This is a genomic window from Campylobacter sp. MIT 21-1684 (genome assembly GCF_026241315.1).
GTDB lineage: Bacteria > Campylobacterota > Campylobacteria > Campylobacterales > Campylobacteraceae > Campylobacter_D.
Map to the genome: position 1 here is coordinate 1 of NZ_JAPHNA010000004.1, position 16,162 is coordinate 16,162.

General features: G+C 29.2%; 20 protein-coding genes. 10 read left to right on the plus strand and 10 right to left on the minus strand.

Annotation, left to right across the window (positions count from 1 at the left end; translation table 11 throughout):
• The first annotated feature begins 318 nt into the window (after nt 1-318).
• Nucleotides 319-948, plus strand: a complete 630-nt coding sequence (locus OQH62_RS02475; RefSeq protein ID WP_266013346.1) for a YggS family pyridoxal phosphate-dependent enzyme — start codon at nt 319-321, stop codon at nt 946-948.
• Nucleotides 949-983: 35 nt separating this feature from the next.
• Here the strand turns inward: OQH62_RS02475 and OQH62_RS02480 are convergent, their stop codons facing one another.
• Genes OQH62_RS02480 through OQH62_RS02495 form a run of 4 tightly spaced genes read right to left on the minus strand, consistent with a single transcriptional unit; the run spans nt 984 to nt 4,247 of the window.
• Entirely contained in the window at nt 984-1,733 is a 750-nt protein-coding gene (locus OQH62_RS02480; protein ID WP_266013349.1) for a flagellin, read from the minus strand.
• A 19-nt stretch (nt 1,734-1,752) separates the two neighbouring features.
• The gene (locus tag OQH62_RS02485; RefSeq protein ID WP_266013352.1) at nt 1,753-2,229 is read right to left on the minus strand and encodes a DUF4149 domain-containing protein; all 477 of its coding nucleotides are present in this window, start codon (nt 2,227-2,229) and stop codon (nt 1,753-1,755) included.
• A 12-nt stretch (nt 2,230-2,241) separates the two neighbouring features.
• The gene (locus tag OQH62_RS02490) at nt 2,242-3,063 is read right to left on the minus strand and encodes a HemK/PrmC family methyltransferase (RefSeq protein ID WP_266013355.1); all 822 of its coding nucleotides are present in this window, start codon (nt 3,061-3,063) and stop codon (nt 2,242-2,244) included.
• On the minus strand, nt 3,060-4,247 hold the full coding sequence (locus OQH62_RS02495; RefSeq protein WP_266013357.1) for a M48 family metallopeptidase: 1,188 nt from the start codon (nt 4,245-4,247) through the stop codon (nt 3,060-3,062). The genes OQH62_RS02490 and OQH62_RS02495 overlap by 4 nt, the downstream gene beginning before the upstream one ends.
• 138 nt (nt 4,248-4,385) lie before the next feature.
• On the opposite strand from OQH62_RS02495, the gene OQH62_RS02500 reads away from it, so the two are divergent.
• Nucleotides 4,386-4,574: a hypothetical protein gene (locus OQH62_RS02500; protein ID WP_266013360.1), complete on the plus strand. Its 189-nt coding sequence runs from the start codon at nt 4,386-4,388 to the stop codon at nt 4,572-4,574.
• A 3-nt stretch (nt 4,575-4,577) separates the two neighbouring features.
• On the opposite strand, the gene purU is transcribed toward OQH62_RS02500, so the two are convergent.
• The 4 genes from purU to OQH62_RS02520 are packed head-to-tail and all read right to left on the minus strand — an operon-like array spanning nt 4,578 to nt 7,170.
• On the minus strand, nt 4,578-5,396 hold the full coding sequence (purU, locus tag OQH62_RS02505) for a formyltetrahydrofolate deformylase (protein WP_266013363.1): 819 nt from the start codon (nt 5,394-5,396) through the stop codon (nt 4,578-4,580).
• Nucleotides 5,386-6,510, minus strand: a complete 1,125-nt coding sequence (locus OQH62_RS02510) for a CCA tRNA nucleotidyltransferase (protein ID WP_266013366.1) — start codon at nt 6,508-6,510, stop codon at nt 5,386-5,388. Before OQH62_RS02510 ends, purU begins: the two co-directional genes overlap by 11 nt.
• Nucleotides 6,479-6,928, minus strand: coding sequence for a CiaD-like domain-containing protein (locus OQH62_RS02515; RefSeq protein ID WP_266013369.1), 450 nt, complete (start codon nt 6,926-6,928; stop codon nt 6,479-6,481). Before OQH62_RS02515 ends, OQH62_RS02510 begins: the two co-directional genes overlap by 32 nt.
• Complete coding sequence (locus OQH62_RS02520; RefSeq protein ID WP_266013372.1) at nt 6,925-7,170, minus strand: tetratricopeptide repeat protein; 246 nt, start codon at nt 7,168-7,170, stop codon at nt 6,925-6,927. The genes OQH62_RS02515 and OQH62_RS02520 overlap by 4 nt, the downstream gene beginning before the upstream one ends.
• A 360-nt stretch (nt 7,171-7,530) precedes the next feature.
• On the opposite strand from OQH62_RS02520, the gene OQH62_RS02525 reads away from it, so the two are divergent.
• Nucleotides 7,531-8,448 carry an HDOD domain-containing protein gene (locus OQH62_RS02525; RefSeq protein WP_266013375.1) on the plus strand — a complete coding sequence of 306 codons (918 nt, stop codon included), beginning with the start codon at nt 7,531-7,533 and terminating at the stop codon, nt 8,446-8,448.
• A gap of 43 nt (nt 8,449-8,491) precedes the next feature.
• Here the strand turns inward: OQH62_RS02525 and lepB are convergent, their stop codons facing one another.
• Nucleotides 8,492-9,337: a signal peptidase I gene (gene lepB, locus OQH62_RS02530; RefSeq protein ID WP_266013378.1), complete on the minus strand. Its 846-nt coding sequence runs from the start codon at nt 9,335-9,337 to the stop codon at nt 8,492-8,494.
• 13 nt (nt 9,338-9,350) lie between these two features.
• Complete coding sequence (gene folD / locus OQH62_RS02535) at nt 9,351-10,202, minus strand: bifunctional methylenetetrahydrofolate dehydrogenase/methenyltetrahydrofolate cyclohydrolase FolD (RefSeq protein ID WP_266013381.1); 852 nt, start codon at nt 10,200-10,202, stop codon at nt 9,351-9,353.
• Nucleotides 10,203-10,279: 77 nt separating this feature from the next.
• Here folD and OQH62_RS02540 point away from each other — a divergent pair, with 77 nt between their 5' ends.
• Genes OQH62_RS02540 through OQH62_RS02570 form a run of 7 tightly spaced genes read left to right on the plus strand, consistent with a single transcriptional unit; the run spans nt 10,280 to nt 16,160 of the window.
• Entirely contained in the window at nt 10,280-10,627 is a 348-nt protein-coding gene (locus OQH62_RS02540; RefSeq protein WP_266013384.1) for a c-type cytochrome, read from the plus strand.
• Nucleotides 10,624-11,901: a glutamate-1-semialdehyde 2,1-aminomutase gene (gene hemL, locus OQH62_RS02545; RefSeq protein ID WP_266013388.1), complete on the plus strand. Its 1,278-nt coding sequence runs from the start codon at nt 10,624-10,626 to the stop codon at nt 11,899-11,901. Before OQH62_RS02540 ends, hemL begins: the two co-directional genes overlap by 4 nt.
• Nucleotides 11,902-11,904: 3 nt before the next feature.
• Entirely contained in the window at nt 11,905-12,201 is a 297-nt protein-coding gene (locus OQH62_RS02550; protein WP_266013619.1) for an AtpZ/AtpI family protein, read from the plus strand.
• Nucleotides 12,191-12,685: a hypothetical protein gene (locus OQH62_RS02555; RefSeq protein WP_266013391.1), complete on the plus strand. Its 495-nt coding sequence runs from the start codon at nt 12,191-12,193 to the stop codon at nt 12,683-12,685. The genes OQH62_RS02550 and OQH62_RS02555 overlap by 11 nt, the downstream gene beginning before the upstream one ends.
• Nucleotides 12,663-13,844: an MFS transporter gene (locus tag OQH62_RS02560; RefSeq protein ID WP_266013394.1), complete on the plus strand. Its 1,182-nt coding sequence runs from the start codon at nt 12,663-12,665 to the stop codon at nt 13,842-13,844. Before OQH62_RS02555 ends, OQH62_RS02560 begins: the two co-directional genes overlap by 23 nt.
• Nucleotides 13,837-15,885 (plus strand): flagellar hook-length control protein FliK, encoded by a 2,049-nt coding sequence (locus OQH62_RS02565; RefSeq protein ID WP_266013397.1) that lies wholly within the window; start codon nt 13,837-13,839, stop codon nt 15,883-15,885. The genes OQH62_RS02560 and OQH62_RS02565 overlap by 8 nt, the downstream gene beginning before the upstream one ends.
• Entirely contained in the window at nt 15,882-16,160 is a 279-nt protein-coding gene (locus OQH62_RS02570; RefSeq protein WP_266013400.1) for a FlhB-like flagellar biosynthesis protein, read from the plus strand. The genes OQH62_RS02565 and OQH62_RS02570 overlap by 4 nt, the downstream gene beginning before the upstream one ends.
• Nucleotides 16,161-16,162: the final 2 nt, after the last annotated feature.

Here is a 16,162-nt window from a genome sequence, read left to right on the forward strand (position 1 = left end):
TGCTTTAGAATCTCTCAATTTAGAACACTCTAAATTACAATACTAAGTAACTTTTCAATATATTTTTTCCTTATTTTTTAAGAATAGGCGATTTTAACATAATTTTAAAGCTTAAATCATAATTTAAGGTAAAGAATTCTTGGAAAATTACAATGTTCATCTTCATCAAAAGTATCACTTCGATTTTTTAGAAAAATCTTGACTATTTTTAATTTCATTTTCAAGTAAAAATTCTAAAATTCAGGTATGAGGATGGGATAGTTACATTACAATCATCAATAGTAAGATCTTTATCAAAATGAGTAACAGGAAGTAAAAATGACATTAGAACAAATTCTGGATAAAACAAAAAATGTTCGTTTAGTTGCTGCAAGCAAGCACATTGATTTAGATATTATAAAAGAATTGTACCTCCAAGGCATTACAGATTTTGGAGAAAATCAAGTTCAGGCTTTAGCCAATAAAAAAGAAATGATACAAAATGAAAAAATACAATGGCATTTTATAGGTACTTTACAAAGAAATAAAATTAATCTTTTACTTAAACAAAAACCCGTTTTATGGCATTCTTGTAATAGTTTAAAAATAGCTAAAGCAGTCAATGAGAGACTCAATTACACCCTTGATACCCTTCTTGAAATCAATACAGCGAATGAAAAAACAAAAAGTGGTATTGAAAGTTCTCGTGCAGAAGATGAATACTTACAAATTAAAGAAGAATGCCCCAAACTCAATCTTTGCGGAGTAATGAGCATAGGCTCTCATAGTGATAAAGAAAGTGAAATTGCAAAAAGTTTTGAAACAACCTTTTTATTCTTTCAAAAGTTTCAAAAATATGGAGCAAGAATTTGCTCTATGGGTATGAGTAATGATTTCGAATTAGCTATAAAATGCGGTTCAAATATGGTACGTTTAGGAAGTATTTTATTAAAAAGTTATAAAAATTAAAAAACCTTTTAAAAAATTTAGGTTTTTTAGATATTTTATTGAAGTAAAGCTGCTATGTTATTTTGCAAAGCCATATTGGACTGCGCTGCAATAAAAGCATTAGCATTTTGTTTGAGATAATTCGCATTAAAATCATTAATATTTTGAGCAATATCATTATTAAGTAAATTATTCTCAGCAGCTTTTGTGTTAATACTATTTTGTACACTAGCGTTAATATTTGAAGTAATAGCATTTATGCCAGAGCCTATTTCAGATCTAAGAGAAGAAAGCTGATCCATAAAACTTGTAATGCTATCTTGATTGTCAATACTTAAGCTGTTTGCAGAAAGAGCGTTTAAATTTGAAGTCTCCATTCCACTACCTACAACAAAATCCATAGTTTGAAATACATTTTTACCATTGTAATTTGTATTATTAAAAGAATCTTCAATAGATGTTTGAAGTCGTTCAGCTTCAGTTCTTAGCATATCTTTTTGAGCATCACTTAAAGCAGCATTGTTTAATTTTACAGAAAGTTGATTCAATTTATCAGCACTTTCAGAAATACCCGCTAAAGCAGAGTCTGCTATCTGTAAAACACCGATTGCATCATAGGCATTAGCTATTCCTTGATCTATTGTGCTTGACTGCATTCTCAAAGAATCTGCAATTCCTAAATCGGCACTATCAATACCGCTAATAGCTCTTGTCGCTGCGATATTTCCTAAAGCTTTATCACTTGCCTTTTGAGCATTGTTAAGATAATAATTTTGCTGCATCATATTTGCTTCATTAATCTTCATCACTAATCCTTGCTTAATATTATTTTGAATTATTATAGTATTTAAAGCTTAAAAAATACAAAAACACCTGAAGCATAGCGAGTATTTTTATTACCACTTCACTTGCCGAATGAATAGATTGAAATTCACTGCTTGCAACCATATTTTCGCCTAAGCTTTGTAAAGAAAGTATAGTTGGAATAAAATAAAAAGTAAAAACCAAGCTTAAGAGCAAAATAAGAATTGAAAGCATTAAAGTCGAAAATCGAAGTTGAAATTTGTGAGTATTTTTAAAAAATGAATACAATTCAAAAAGAAAATGTAATACCGACACAACCACAAGAACAAAACTCATTTGAGTAAATATTTTACTCATCATCAAACCACTTTGAAAACGACTTAAAACACCCTCACCGATTAGATCTTGTGGATAAAAAATAACAGGTGCAACAACAATCCCTAAGATAAGCTCCACACCTATCATAGCAGCAAGTAAAAATAAATTAATAGCTTTCATTGTTTTTTCTCCTTAAAAAATTTTTTCATTAAAAATTTCATTCTTTGCGATTGCCACAAAAACTCTATCAAAATTCCTTTCATCTTTAAAAAAATGAGATTTAAAATTATTTGTACATAAAATTTTATGTACAATTTCTTTTTGATCATAACCAAATTCGCAAGCTAGAAATCTAACATTTTTATTTCTAGCAAAAAGTATGATTTTTTCTAAAATTTCATACCCAAGTTCGCCTCCAAAAAGAGAATCTTGTGGTTCATTTTGCACCCAAATATCAAGTTTATAGTCATTTTTTATATAAGGCGGATTGGAAAAAATGAGTTCAAAGTCTTCCTGTATAAGTTCAAAATTACACAGCTTAAACTCTATCAAATGTTCTACTTTATGCAATTTTGCATTCATTTTCGCAACCTCTAAAGCAGTAGGATTAATATCACACGCTGTAATCTTGCAATTAAAAATTTTAGCAAAAATAATACTTAAAATCCCACTTCCAAAGCCTATCTCCAAAATCTTTTTACAAGGATATTTTTCATAAAGTTTTATTATTTTGGAGAGTAGGATTTCACTATCATAACGAGGAATTAAAACCCTTTTTTTTATAAAAAATTCTAAACCCCAAAAAGTGGCTTTTTCAAAAATATATTCAAATGGTTCACCGTTTTTAAAACGATTTACAAGTTGAAAATAAGGTTTTTCATCAATGTCTAAATCTTCATTAAGAAAAAGCCAGGTTCTATTTTTTTGCAAGTATTCACAAAGCAAAAAAATAGCTTCATTTTCATAGCCTTTTAATCTTTGTTGAGCCGATTTTACAACCTGTTTAATAGTCAAGTTAAAGCTTTCAGTCTTTCATAAATACTTGGATGTGAAAGATAAAAGAAAGTATATATTTTACTTGTTTTTATAAAAGCTTTATTTTCTCTAGCAAGAGCGATGAGGGCATTTTTCATATCTTCTTTACTTGTAACCTTTGCACCATGTTGGTCAGCATTGAATTCATTTTTTCGGCTTAAAGCATTAAGAAAAGGAGAGAAACAAAAAGTAAAAATATTTCCAAAAAGAAGTAAAAGTGCAAAGACTCCCGCTTTTACATCCTCTAAAGAACTTTCTTGATAAATAAAATCTGGCAAAAAAGCAAAAATAAAAAATAAAAGAAAAACCATCAACGCTCCATTAAATAAAGCTTTTATAATATCTTTATGCACAAAATGTCCAAGCTCGTGTCCTAAAACAGCAAGCAATTCTTTCTCATTCAAAGCCTTGATAAGCGTATCAAAAAGCACCACTCTTTTATTTTTAAAAAGTCCTCCAAAATAAGCATTTAAACGTTTATCTCTCTTGCTGGCATCAATGACATAAACTCCATTTGTATTAAAACCGCATTGTTGCATTAAGTTGCTTATTTTTTCAAGCAAATTTTCATCATCAAGTTTTTGCATTTTATTAAAAAGCGGGGCTATAAGTGTCGGGTAAATAAGGTTTGCAATCAAAATAACACAAAAAGCAAAGACAGAAGCCACTATCCACCAAAAAGAACCAGAAAAATCATAGCAAAGAAGTAAAACATAGATAATACAAAAACCAAAAATTACGGTTAAAGCTAGAGTTTTTAACATATCTTTTAGAAAAAGAGTCAAACTTGTATTTGAAAATCCTTGAACTTTGTCTTTTATCAATGTTTGATAAAAACTTAATGGTACATTTAAAACAGCTCCTATAAGCACAAATGCGAGCAAGAATAAGGTATTTTCAAAACGAGAATTTTCATCGATAAATATTTCTTTTAAAAAGACAAAACCAAAACTTATCCAAGCTATATTAATACAAAGGGTGTAAAAATTTGAAAAAAGTTTAAATTTTTCATTTTCTATGGCAATGTCAGCGGCTTTCTTGTATTCTTGTTCTTGTAAAATTTCAGCCTGTTTTTCTTTTTCATTCTGCAAAAAAGAAATTTGCTTTAAAGAAATGTAAGCACAAAGCACGCTATAAAGGCATAAAATTCCAATTAAAACCATTCTTTTCCTTTTACAAAGTTTTTGCGATTTTAACCTAATAGTAATGAAATGAAACTTAACTAAATTTTGTGTTTTATTCGGGTAAAAATAATTTTAAATTTGCTAATCTTTTAACAGATATTTTTTTAAGGATGAAAAATGTTTTTTAAGAAAAAAAAGCCAAAAAAAGAACAACAAATAAAAACTTTCGATTTGAGTCAGAAAACACTTAAGGATCCAAGATTACAAGAATTTGCTAAAAAAATGCAAAAACTAAGCTCTAATCAAGAACAAGCAACTCTAATCGCTCAACATTTAAGCCGACTTATCAAAGCTAATAAATTGTAAACTTCAAAACACTATAGTTTTATTTTTATAAATAAAGATTTTCTCTTCAAAAACTAAATCAAGTGCTTTTGACAATACATTTCTTTCTATACTTCTTCCGGCTTGTTGCATTTCCTGCCAACTATCTTCGTGGCTTACTGGTAAAACTGCTTGTGTAATAATAGGTCCTTCATCAAGCTCATTATTAACAAAATGTGCTGTTGCTCCTATGATTTTCACTCCCCTTTCAAAAGCTTGTTTATATGGGTTAGCTCCTATAAATGCAGGAAGAAAAGAGTGATGAATGTTAATAATCTTATTTTCAAAACGTTGTACAAAATCAGGTGATAAAATTCTCATATATTTTGCTAAAACTAAATAATCAAAATTATAATTTGAAAGGCATTTTAAAACGGCTCTTTCTTGCTCTTCTTTCATTCTGTTTTCTGTATGAATACAATGGTAAGCTATATCGAATTTTTCTACTAAAGCCCTTAAGGTATCATAATTTGAAATAACTGCTTTAATAGTAGCTCCAAGTTCATCATTATAATGTCTTATAAGCAAATCTCCTAAACAATGACTTTCTTTTGTTGCAAAAACAACAATATCTTTTTTTCTCTTTTCGTGTAATTCTATAAAAGCTTCATTTCCTAATCTTTCTTTAAGAGTCTTTAAGAAAGCGTTTTTATCAAATTGTCCATCTAAAATTGCTCGAAAGAAAAAAAAATCCTCGCCAACAAATTCATCATTTTTAAGGATATTAATATGGTATTGAAAAATCACATCAGAAATTTTATAAATTAAACCTTTTTCATCTTTAGTATGAATTTTAAGTATCATTTTTCACCTTTTTTAGATATTCTTTGAGTTCATTTTTTCTTGCATTTTCAAGTTCTAAACCTATCATCTTACTAGAAAAACCTTGTTTTTTTATATGCTCTCCTGTAATTTTACTTTCAAATTTACATTCAAAAAGTCCTATTTTTTTAGCTTTTTCTACTCGTTCTGCATTCCACAAGCCAAGCCATTTTTTTAAAGGCATATGAAGAGCTATAAAAGCTAGTTCATCATCACTGATAAAATCTTTAAAATACGGCTGTTGCGTTTTTTTTAACAATTCTTTTTTTAATCTTGTATTTGCAAAAAAAAGTTTTTTGTCTAAATGAAAATAATTCAAATAAAGATATAAAAACAATCCTTCGTCTTTAATAAATTGTCTAGCATTTTCAAGCAAAATATAAAACTCCTCATTGACTTGAGAATTTTCATAATAAAAAATTTGCTTTTCTAAATTCAATTTTTGCAAATAAAAAAAACCTAAAGACAGATACTGGGCTTGAAAGAATTTATAGAGCTCTGAATTAATTCTTTCTTTGCTTAAATCGCTTATATCCATACTTTTCATTAATTGCAAACTCTTTGGATCTATATGAAGATTAAAACGAGCAACAAAACTAAGTGCTCTTAAAACCCTAAGACTATCCTGTTGAAAACTTTCACTATCTATATGTCTTAAAATTCTGCTTTCTAAATCTCTTACCCCTCCATAAAAGTCTAAAAATTCGTTTGTAAAGATATTGATCATTAGAGCATTGATTGTAAAATCACGTCTTTTTGCAGCTCTTTTTTCTTCTGTGCAAATTTGCACCTCAAAACCTTTATGTCCATATCCTATTTTATTTTCACTTCTTGCAAGGGCAAGATCAAATTCTTTCAATCTGTATACAAAAAAACTTTTTCCAACACCTGTGGCTCCAATTTTATTCATAAGCTGGTTAAAAGTATCAGGATCTATATCATAAATTTCTATATCATAATCACAAATGTTCAAACCTAGTAAAATATCCCTTACACTACCACCAACTAAATAAGCTCTTTGAGTATAAGGCTTTAATAAATTAGCTATAAAAACAATTTTTGGATTATTTTTTAAGTCTATCTTCGATATTAGCAAGAAGAAACTCTAAAAAATTAATTGTGATCTCAAGTTTTGTTTCGAGTTCATCTTTTTTAATTGTATTTAAACCTTCAAAAAGTACTAAAATACGCTCTCTAAGATTTTTTAAAAAAATATCTTCATTAAGAGTAACATTTTTATTATCTTGAATATCTAGAAGATTGCAGCCATTTTGGAGAGATTCTTTTCCTTCAATGTGAAATTCATAGATTTTTTGCTCAAGCTTATTGCTTTCTATATGATTTTGAATTTCTTCGTTTGTTTGTTTGTTAATCATTTGTTGTTCGTTTAAATCCCCATCATTTGCTTCTGTATCGTCCTGTTCTTTTTGCTTTTCAAAAGGAAACTCTTGCTTTTGCTCTATTTCGTTATTGATTTCACTAATAGTTTTTTTTGCTAAATCTTCTAAATTCATATTTTTATCAACCACCTTTTAAATTCATTAATTTCTTCTTCATTTTTCATAGTAATGAAAAAATCAAGCATTTGAATGTTTAAATCTTTATGTTTAGACCGAAGTCCGCTAAGACGACGCACTGCATCAATGGCATTTTGATTGCTTGGATCCTCTTTTAAAATGCTTTTATAAATTTCCAAAGCCTCATTTTTTAGTCCTTGACTTTCATAAATAAATGCTTCTGTAACCGTATTTTTCATTCATTTTCCTAAAATTTTGACTAATGATACAATATCGATTATATCAAGTTTCTTTAAATATAATTTTGAAAAAATATTTGTAGTGTTTTTTGGCATAATTTTCGTATATTATAGTTGAGTTACATTCAACAAATAACACTAAAGTCGTGTTCTTAAATAAAAAATTAAAAATATTTATTAATTAATAAATATTTACTCTAAATATATTTAAAAACTTAATATTTTTATACATCAAATTGAAATTATAATCTTTTATAAAATAATTTTAAGTGAAAATTTTTCAACTTTTCATTAAAATCCTCTACATTTTTTAAACAAATTAAAAATTTAAGATAAATTTCTAAGAAAGGTATCTTTGTAATGAAAGATTTTGTGTTAGAAGCTATTAAAACTCTTCCGCCGCTACCAAAAAGTGTGGTTGAATTTAATAGGTATTTTGAAATGCACGGTACCTATATGCCGAGCAATACAATGAAAAAAATTGTTCAAGAAAATGAACACGATAAGAAAATTGTCCTTGAAATGGCTAATTCTTCTTTATATAATTTTCAAGATAATATTGATTTAGATAGAATTTTTTCTCTTTTAGGATCAATTAGTGTGAAAAATATTCTAGTTGCAGATTTTATTAGCAATAATTTTAAATTTGATATTTTTCCTCGTGATAGCAAAGGAAATAAAAGCCAAAGTTCTTTTAAATGTATTTGTGATTTATCACCTTATGGTTTAGATGGAGAAAGTTTTTTACAAGAATGTTCAAAAGAATTGCATTTTCTTTCGTCTTGGTTGCTTGAAGAAGATAAAAGAAATCATATTTTTTTACCCTGTCTAATGTTGCTTAGATTAGGGTTGATAATGTTCTCTCAAATTCTTATTTTTAATAATTTACATAAAGAATTTTATGAAGAATTAATAAAGAGAAATTTTTCAGATATATTAGAAGTGGAAAAGAAATTTTTGGACATAGATCATATTGAATTTTTAGAATTTCTACTCAAATATTGGCATTCTCAACCTGTAATTATACAAAGTGTTCATTATCTAAAAACTCCACATCTTGCTCCTCAAGATATGAAAAAAAATGCTTATATGTTTCATTTTATAGAAAAAATATTTACTCCGCATAACAAAGTTAATGAAACAGATGTAGATGAAAGTATAAAACTTATGGCAAAACTCAAAGAACAAGATATTCATTTTAAAATTGATATTTTTATTGCAAAGATCACAAAAGAATACCCTTATTTGCCAAAGTTTAATACCCCCCCCCATTTTTGATTTGAACTTGAAAAGGTTTTCATCAACCTTTTCAAACAAAAAATCAGCTTAATGTATCCTCATCACTGTATTCGTGTATATATCTTTCATCACTTTCTAAAGTATCCACAAAACGTCCTATTCTTTCCCAACGGACATTTATATTTGAATCTACAGAAAAATAAACAAACCAAGGCGAACCTACAATTAAACTATAAGGTACAGAGCCCCAAAAACGGCTATCATAAGAATAATCCCGATTATCTCCAACCATAAAATATTCATCTTCTGGAACTTCAAAAATATAAGCATTGCCACCGCTAAATCCTATATTACCAAGTTCTTTAAAAAAAATAGGTGACATAGCAAAGTCATTTTTGCTTAAATAAAATAGAATATTGCTTTCTATATCTCGTTTTTCATCATAATGAATACCTTTTTGCTTAAAAGGTTCCCTTACATAGAGCTCACCTCCAAGTTGCACCAAGTCATTTTTATAATGCTCTTGCATAAAATCATCGCCTTCATTCATTCTTACATATAAAGTTTTATTTGCATAAACTACCTTATCATTTCCAACAGCAACGCAACGTTTAACATAATGTTCTTTTGTATTAAGCGGATTTCTAAAAACAACTATATCTCCTCTTTGAGGACCTTGTGCCTTTATAAGGTGTCCATTGTTATTAAAATCCGGCAAAACAGGCAATTCAACGATAGGAATATGTGGTATAGGAATACCATAACTAAATTTCTTTACAAACAAAAAATCACCAACAAGTAAAGTGTTTTTCATAGAACCTGTAGGGATAGTAAAAGCTTGCATAAAAAAGAAGATGATTAAAAAAACGAAAAGAAGAGAACCTGTCCAAGACTGAGAAAAACGATATATTCTTTTAAGAAAACTCATACTACTTCACTCTCTAAAAAGATAAAACTCTATTTTTGGCTGATTTTAGAGTATTTTCTAAAAGCACTGCAATAGTCATAGGACCTACACCACCGGGAACAGGAGTAATGAAACTTGCTTTTTTTGAGACTTCTTCAAAATCTACATCTCCAACAATTTTATCATCAATCCTATTAATACCAACATCTACAACAATTACACCTTCTTTCACCATATCAGCTTTGAGCAATTTTGCACAACCAGTCGCAACGATAATAATATCAGCTTTTTGAGTATAGAGTTGTAAATCTTTTGTTCTGTTATGGCACACACTCACACTTGCACCAGCATTTAAAAGCAAAGTTGCCATAGGACGACCTACTATGTTTGAAGCACCTATAACAACAGCATTTAAACCTTCTAAATGGATATTATAAGCTTTTAAAAGTTTCATTACTCCTAGTGGGGTACAAGGCAAAAAACCGCTTTCAAGTCCTAAATTTAAATATCCTACATTAATAGGATGAAAACCATCAACATCTTTAGAGCTGTTGATACTTTCAAGTATGAGATTTTTATTAATGTGTGCCGGTAAAGGGAGTTGCACTAAAATCCCTTGAACTGTATCATCGTAGTTTAAAGTATTAATAAGAGCTAAGAGTTCTTTTTGCGTTGTGTTTTCATCAAGTTTATATACTAAAGACTTTATATTACACTCTTCACAGGCTTTTGCTTTTGCATTAACATAAAAATTGCTCGCACTATCATTACCCACCAAAATGACTGCGAGGCAGGTTTGAATGCCTTGTGTTTTTAATTGCTTATTTTTTTCTTTTATTGTATTTTTTATTTTTGCACTAAGATTTTTGCCATCAAGTAAGGTCATTCGTTTCCTTATAAGAATTTATCGCTTTTTTAAAGTAAAAAGTGTATGATAATGAAACTTTATTAACAAGGCAAAAAATGAAATTGAGCTTCCTTATGCTGTTCTTTTTTATTCAACTTTTTGGAGCTGATTTTATCACCTTTAAAGAATATTCTAAAATGCTTTATGAAAATCCAAGAGGTATTAGTTGCAAAAAATGCCACGGAAATGACGGTGGTGAACAAATCTTAGGATATTATACAAAACAAGGAGTTAAAACGCCTTATATTATTCCAAGCATACAAAATGTAGGTTTTGAAAGATTTAAAAATTCTTTACTTCAATATAAGGATTCTAAAACTATTATGCCTAATTACTCATTAACAGACAATGAGATTTTAGCTTTATATAATTATATTCAACAATTTAATAAGGGGAAAAAATGACCAATGAAAAAGCTTTTAAACAAGCCATTAACTTCATAGCAGGAGGTGTAAATTCTCCAGTAAGAGCTTTTGCAAATGTTTCAGGAAAACCAAAATTTATGGATTATGGCAAAGGTTCCTTCCTTGTGGATATAGAAGGAAAAAAGTATATAGATTATGTGCAAAGCTGGGGACCTTTGCTTTTTGGACACTGCGATAAAGATATACAAAAAGCTTGCTATAATGCTTTAAAAAAAGGAGCAAGCTTTGGAGCACCAACTCTACTTGAAACAAAACTTGCAGAACTTATTTTAAAAGATTTTCCGCATCTTGACAAAATTCGTTTTGTAAGTAGTGGCACAGAAGCAACTATGAGTGCTATTCGCTTAGCCAGAGGATTTACTAGAAGAGAAAAAATTGTAAAATTTGAAGGATGTTATCATGGACACTCTGATTCTTTACTTGTAAGTGCTGGGAGTGGGGCTACGACTTTTAATACCCCAAGCTCATTAGGAGTCTTACAAGAGACAGCAAAACAAACTCTCATTGCAACATATAATGATTTTGAAAGCGTTGAAAACTTATTTCAAAAATACAAGGAAGAAATAGCTTGCGTTATTATCGAACCTATTGCTGGAAATATGGGGCTTATACCTGCAAAACAGGATTTTTTAACAAAACTTGCAAAACTCTGCAAAAAACACGGTACTCTTTTAATATTTGATGAAGTAATGAGTGGATTTCGAGCTTCGTACTTAGGATCTTTTGGGATAAATCATATAAAAGCTGATATAGTTACTTTTGGTAAAGTTATAGGGGGAGGATTGCCCGCTGCAGCCTTTGCAGCAAAAGCTAAAATTATGGATATGTTAAGTCCTTTAGGCGAAGTGTATCAGGCTGGAACTCTTAGTGGCAATCCTCTTGCTATGGCAGCTGGAATTGTAAGCATTAGCAAGGCAAAAAAAACAAAAAATTTATATAAAAAACTTGCAGAACTTGCAAAAAAACTTACTCAAGAACTCTACACTTTAGCTTTTGAAAAAGGTATCCCTTTTCAAAGTTGTTTTGTTGGTTCTATGTTTGGATATTTTTTCACAGAAAAACCAGTATGCAATTATCAAGATGCTCTCAAATCAGATCTTAAACTTTTTTCTTGTTTTCATCAAAATATGTTGCAAAATGGAATCTATCTTGCACCTTCTCAATTTGAAACAGGCTTTATCTGTGCTACAATGAATGAAAAAATAATAGACAAAACTCTCCAAGCAGCATACGAAAGCTTCAAACAATTATAAGGAATAAAAGTGGATAAAAACAATGCACCCTCAAGCAAGAAACACAATTTCATCCGTAAAAGCCTTGAAGCTGCTGAAAGCCTAAGTCTAGGTATTTCAATCGTTGTAGCTGTTCTTCTTGGGATAGGAATTGGACTTTTATTAAAAAAATTTACTCCCTACCCTAGTCTTTTTTGGCTTGGAGTATTTTGGGGAGTGGCTGGGGCTATACTTAATATTTACAAAGCCTATAAAGCACAAGTAAAAAGCTATGAGCAGTATAACCAGTATGAAGATGATAAGAAAAACAATGGAACATAAAAGCTGTTTTTTTATTATTCTTTGTTGCATACAAATATTTTTTACCCTTTTATGGTTTTTCACCGACTTAACTTTAGCTGTTTTTTTAAGCTATGAAACAGCTTTTTTCAATGTATTGCTTATAGTATTTTGTTCATATTTGCATTATAAAAAAAATGTGCTTCTTCAAGCAAAACGGTATAATATAACGCAAGCACCTCTAATGATTTTTGTAAAAAAATATCAATTTTTTCCAAAAATTGTTTATTTCCGAAAAATAAATGACGATTTAACTCTAAGTTTAAGTGAAAAATGGCGTCATTTTTCTTTCTTTTTTGCTTTTTTTAAATTGTGTGCTTACGGACTTTTAGCTGTTTCTTTTTTATTTTTGCAACACAGGGGTTTGTTAAATGTTTTTGGATATTTGTGCGGAATTTCGAGTCTGCTTGTTTGTATTTTTATTTTTCTATTATATGTGAAATATGAGTCCAAGAAGAATCATTAGGTCGATGACCTCTTTATTTCTTAGTATGTCTTTTTTGTTCATAGGAAATGCTCTTATAGTAAGTTCTACCGGTGTGATACTCAAAGAAAATACACAGAGTTCCTTAGATGTAGGTATAGTAAGCTCGTGCTTTTTTATAGGAGCACTTGTTGGTACCATAAGCGCACATAGGATAATCTCTCGCATAGGACACATACGTTCTTTTGGACTTTTTGGGGCAGTGTTTGGAATTTCAACTATGCTTCATATTTTAAATGAAAATCTTCTTTTTTGGGCTTTGTTAAGATTTTTTATAGGTATTTGTTATTATGGACTTTTAATGATTATAGAATCGTGGCTTAATGATAAGGCAAAAAATGCTGTACGTTCAAGAGTTCTAAGTTTTTATGAGATAGTTTTTTACCTTTCTTTTGGAGTAGGATTACTCATTATAGCACTTGATTTAAATAAGCAAAACCTCTTTATACTCAGCGCAAGTTTAATTTTACTTTCTTCTTTGCCTTTAAATCTCATTAAAATCAAAGAACCAAAACTTCCAAGCCTAAGTACTATTTCTATTCCTAAAGTCTTTAATCTTGCGCCTTTAGCTATAATTACAAGTTTTGTAGCAGGAATGCTGATGAATGGTTTCTTTTCTATGGCTTCTTTATTTATACTATTGCAGGATTTTAACTCAAAAGAAGTGTCATATTTTATGTTTTGTACTATGGTTGGGGGCTTTTTAGCTCAAACGATCATAGGTATAGTTTCTGATACATTAGGTCGCAAATTTGCTATTATTTGTTGTTGTATTATAGGATTTATCACAATGCTTTGTTTTATCTTTTTAAATCCAAGTCTCTATTTTCAATATATATTGGCTTTTTTTCTTGGAATTGGAATTTTATGTTTATATGCTTTAGCATTAGCACGGGCTAATGATATGCTAGAAGAGAAAAATGAAGCTGTAGAAGTTGGTCGCGGCATACTTTTTTGTTATTCTTTGGGTTCCTTTATTGCACCTTTAATTTTGGCTGTTTTAATGCATTATTTTGGAGCAAAAGGTTTTACCTGGTTTTATCTTTTGACTTTAGGATTTTTAATCCTTTTTGCTCTTAACAAACCAAATATTTTAAACAAAAAGTTTAAAAAAAGAGCTATGGTAATGCTAGATGATTAATACTCAACTTACAAGTCAAATTGCCTCCACACGAAAAGAAATTCAAAATGAAGTCAATACTTCAAAAGATAAAAATAAGCCCACCTCAAAGGAAACGCTTGCCACAGCTTTAAAACAAAATTTAGGACTTGCAAAAGAAAACTTAGCAAAAGATATTGTAGAAAATTTCACTCAAAACAAATCAGAAGAAAAATTGAAAGAACTTGTAAGCAAACTACTTGAGCAGATACATTCTGGAAAAAATTTCAATTCACCCGTACTTCAACAAGGCAAAGATGTTAATTTTGCTCCAAATTTTACAAATGAACTGAAAATTCTTAGCACAGAGCTTGCAAAAAATGATATTTTTAGTCAAATTTTAGAACGGCTAAATCAAATCATAAAACCTGTAAGCCAAATGCAAACTGAAAGATTTGCCCCTTTATTAAAAAATTCAGGTATGTTTTTTGAAACAAAACTTAAAGAGGCTCTTAATCAAGAAATACTTCCAAAAAGTTTTTATTCACTCATAAGCACAATCAAATCTTTAAGCAATGAAAAAATATCAAATGAAATTTCCCAACTCGCTTTTGCAAATTTAAGTCCTAAAGAAAGTCTTAATAAGCTTAATGATATTGTTAAAAACAATAAAAATGAAAACAAACACATTCTTGATCAAAGTTCTTTGAAAAGCCTCTTAAAATTTGCTTCAAAAATAGAGAATTTTAAAAACTACATTCATAAAAATCCAAGTCAAGCCCAAGAAAAGATTGCAACTATTGCAAACACAATTTCAAAAGAAATAAACGCTTTAAAAAATGAAGTCTTAAAAACACTTAATAGACCGCAAAATCTAATCATCGAAAATACAAAGATTCTCAATCAAAGCATAAATGCTTTAGAAAAACTTGAAAATACTATAAAAAACATCTTACAAAAACAACCTTCTTTTCAAAAACCTCCCACTATGAAATCTGAAGAAAAACCACAAAAACACATTGCAACTCAAGCATCAACAGAAAAAACTCATACTAATGAAAAAATATCTGATACAGATACTCAAACTTATAAAAATGAAATACATCAAGAAGATGATAAACAGCAAAAAAAATCTCTCCAAGAAATGCAAAAAGATAGTACAAACACAAAAGAACAAATAAAAGAAAACAAAAAAGATTCTCCTAAAGAAGTGAACAACAAAATAAATGAAAGCAAAAATGAACACACAATAGAAAAAACACATACTCAAACTGCCAAAAATTCCGCAGTTTCAAATCCTACTGCAAATCAATTTACCCAAAAAGAACAAGAAATTCCAAAAGAAAATATTCCAAAAAATTTTGCTTTTAGCGATGGGGATTTAGATTTTAACGAAGCACAAATTTTAAGCAAAGATTTAAGCACACTTGCTAAAAAACTCAATCAAAGCCTCAAAGAACTCGAACCAGAAACACAAAATGCAAAACTCAATCTTGAAGAATTAAAACACCTTAACCGTAAACTTGAACTCTCGTTTAAAGACATTAATCAAATCAAACTAAAAACTGAAAATGACATCCACGCGGAACTTCAAAATGATATTAAATCTACTCTTTTACAAATTTCAAATATCGCAAAAAATGAAGGTAATGAAGCTGTATATAATCAAGCCAACAGACTTCTTGCACAAATTGAACTCAATCAACTTCTTTCACTTGCTAATGATTCAGTAAATACCTATCTGCCATTTTTTTGGGATGATTTAAATGATTCAAAAATAATTTTTAAACGAGGGAAAAAAGATAAATTTTTTACTCAAATCAAGCTTCAATTTGCAAAACTTGGAGAGCTTGAAATCCTCCTTTCTCTTAACAATGAAAAATACATCGATATAAACATAATGGCTGAAAATAAAGATTTTAGAAAGAATATTTATGAAAATGCCCATAAACTTAAAAGAGCTATGAATAAAGTTGGTTTATTGAGCAGCAATTTTTTTGTTGGAGATATTATACGAAATAAATTTGAGAAAAGAAATTTAAGGAACTACGATCTTGAAATGGGAATGGATAAAAAGGTATGAAAAAACTCAAAAAATCAATTAAAAAGGCAGTTGCTTTAGGCTATCAAAAAGAAAAGAATTCAGCTCCCAAAGTTTTGGCAAATGCTAAAGGAGAAAATGCTGCTAAGATTATTTCTTTGGCTAAAGAACACGGAGTACCGATTAAAGAAGATGAAGATTTAATAGAAATACTTAGCAAGCTTGATCTTGGAGATGAAATTCCGCCAAATATGTATAAAGCAGTGGCTGAAATCTTTGCTTTTATTTATCAAATGGCAAATAAAACAGCCAAATAAGA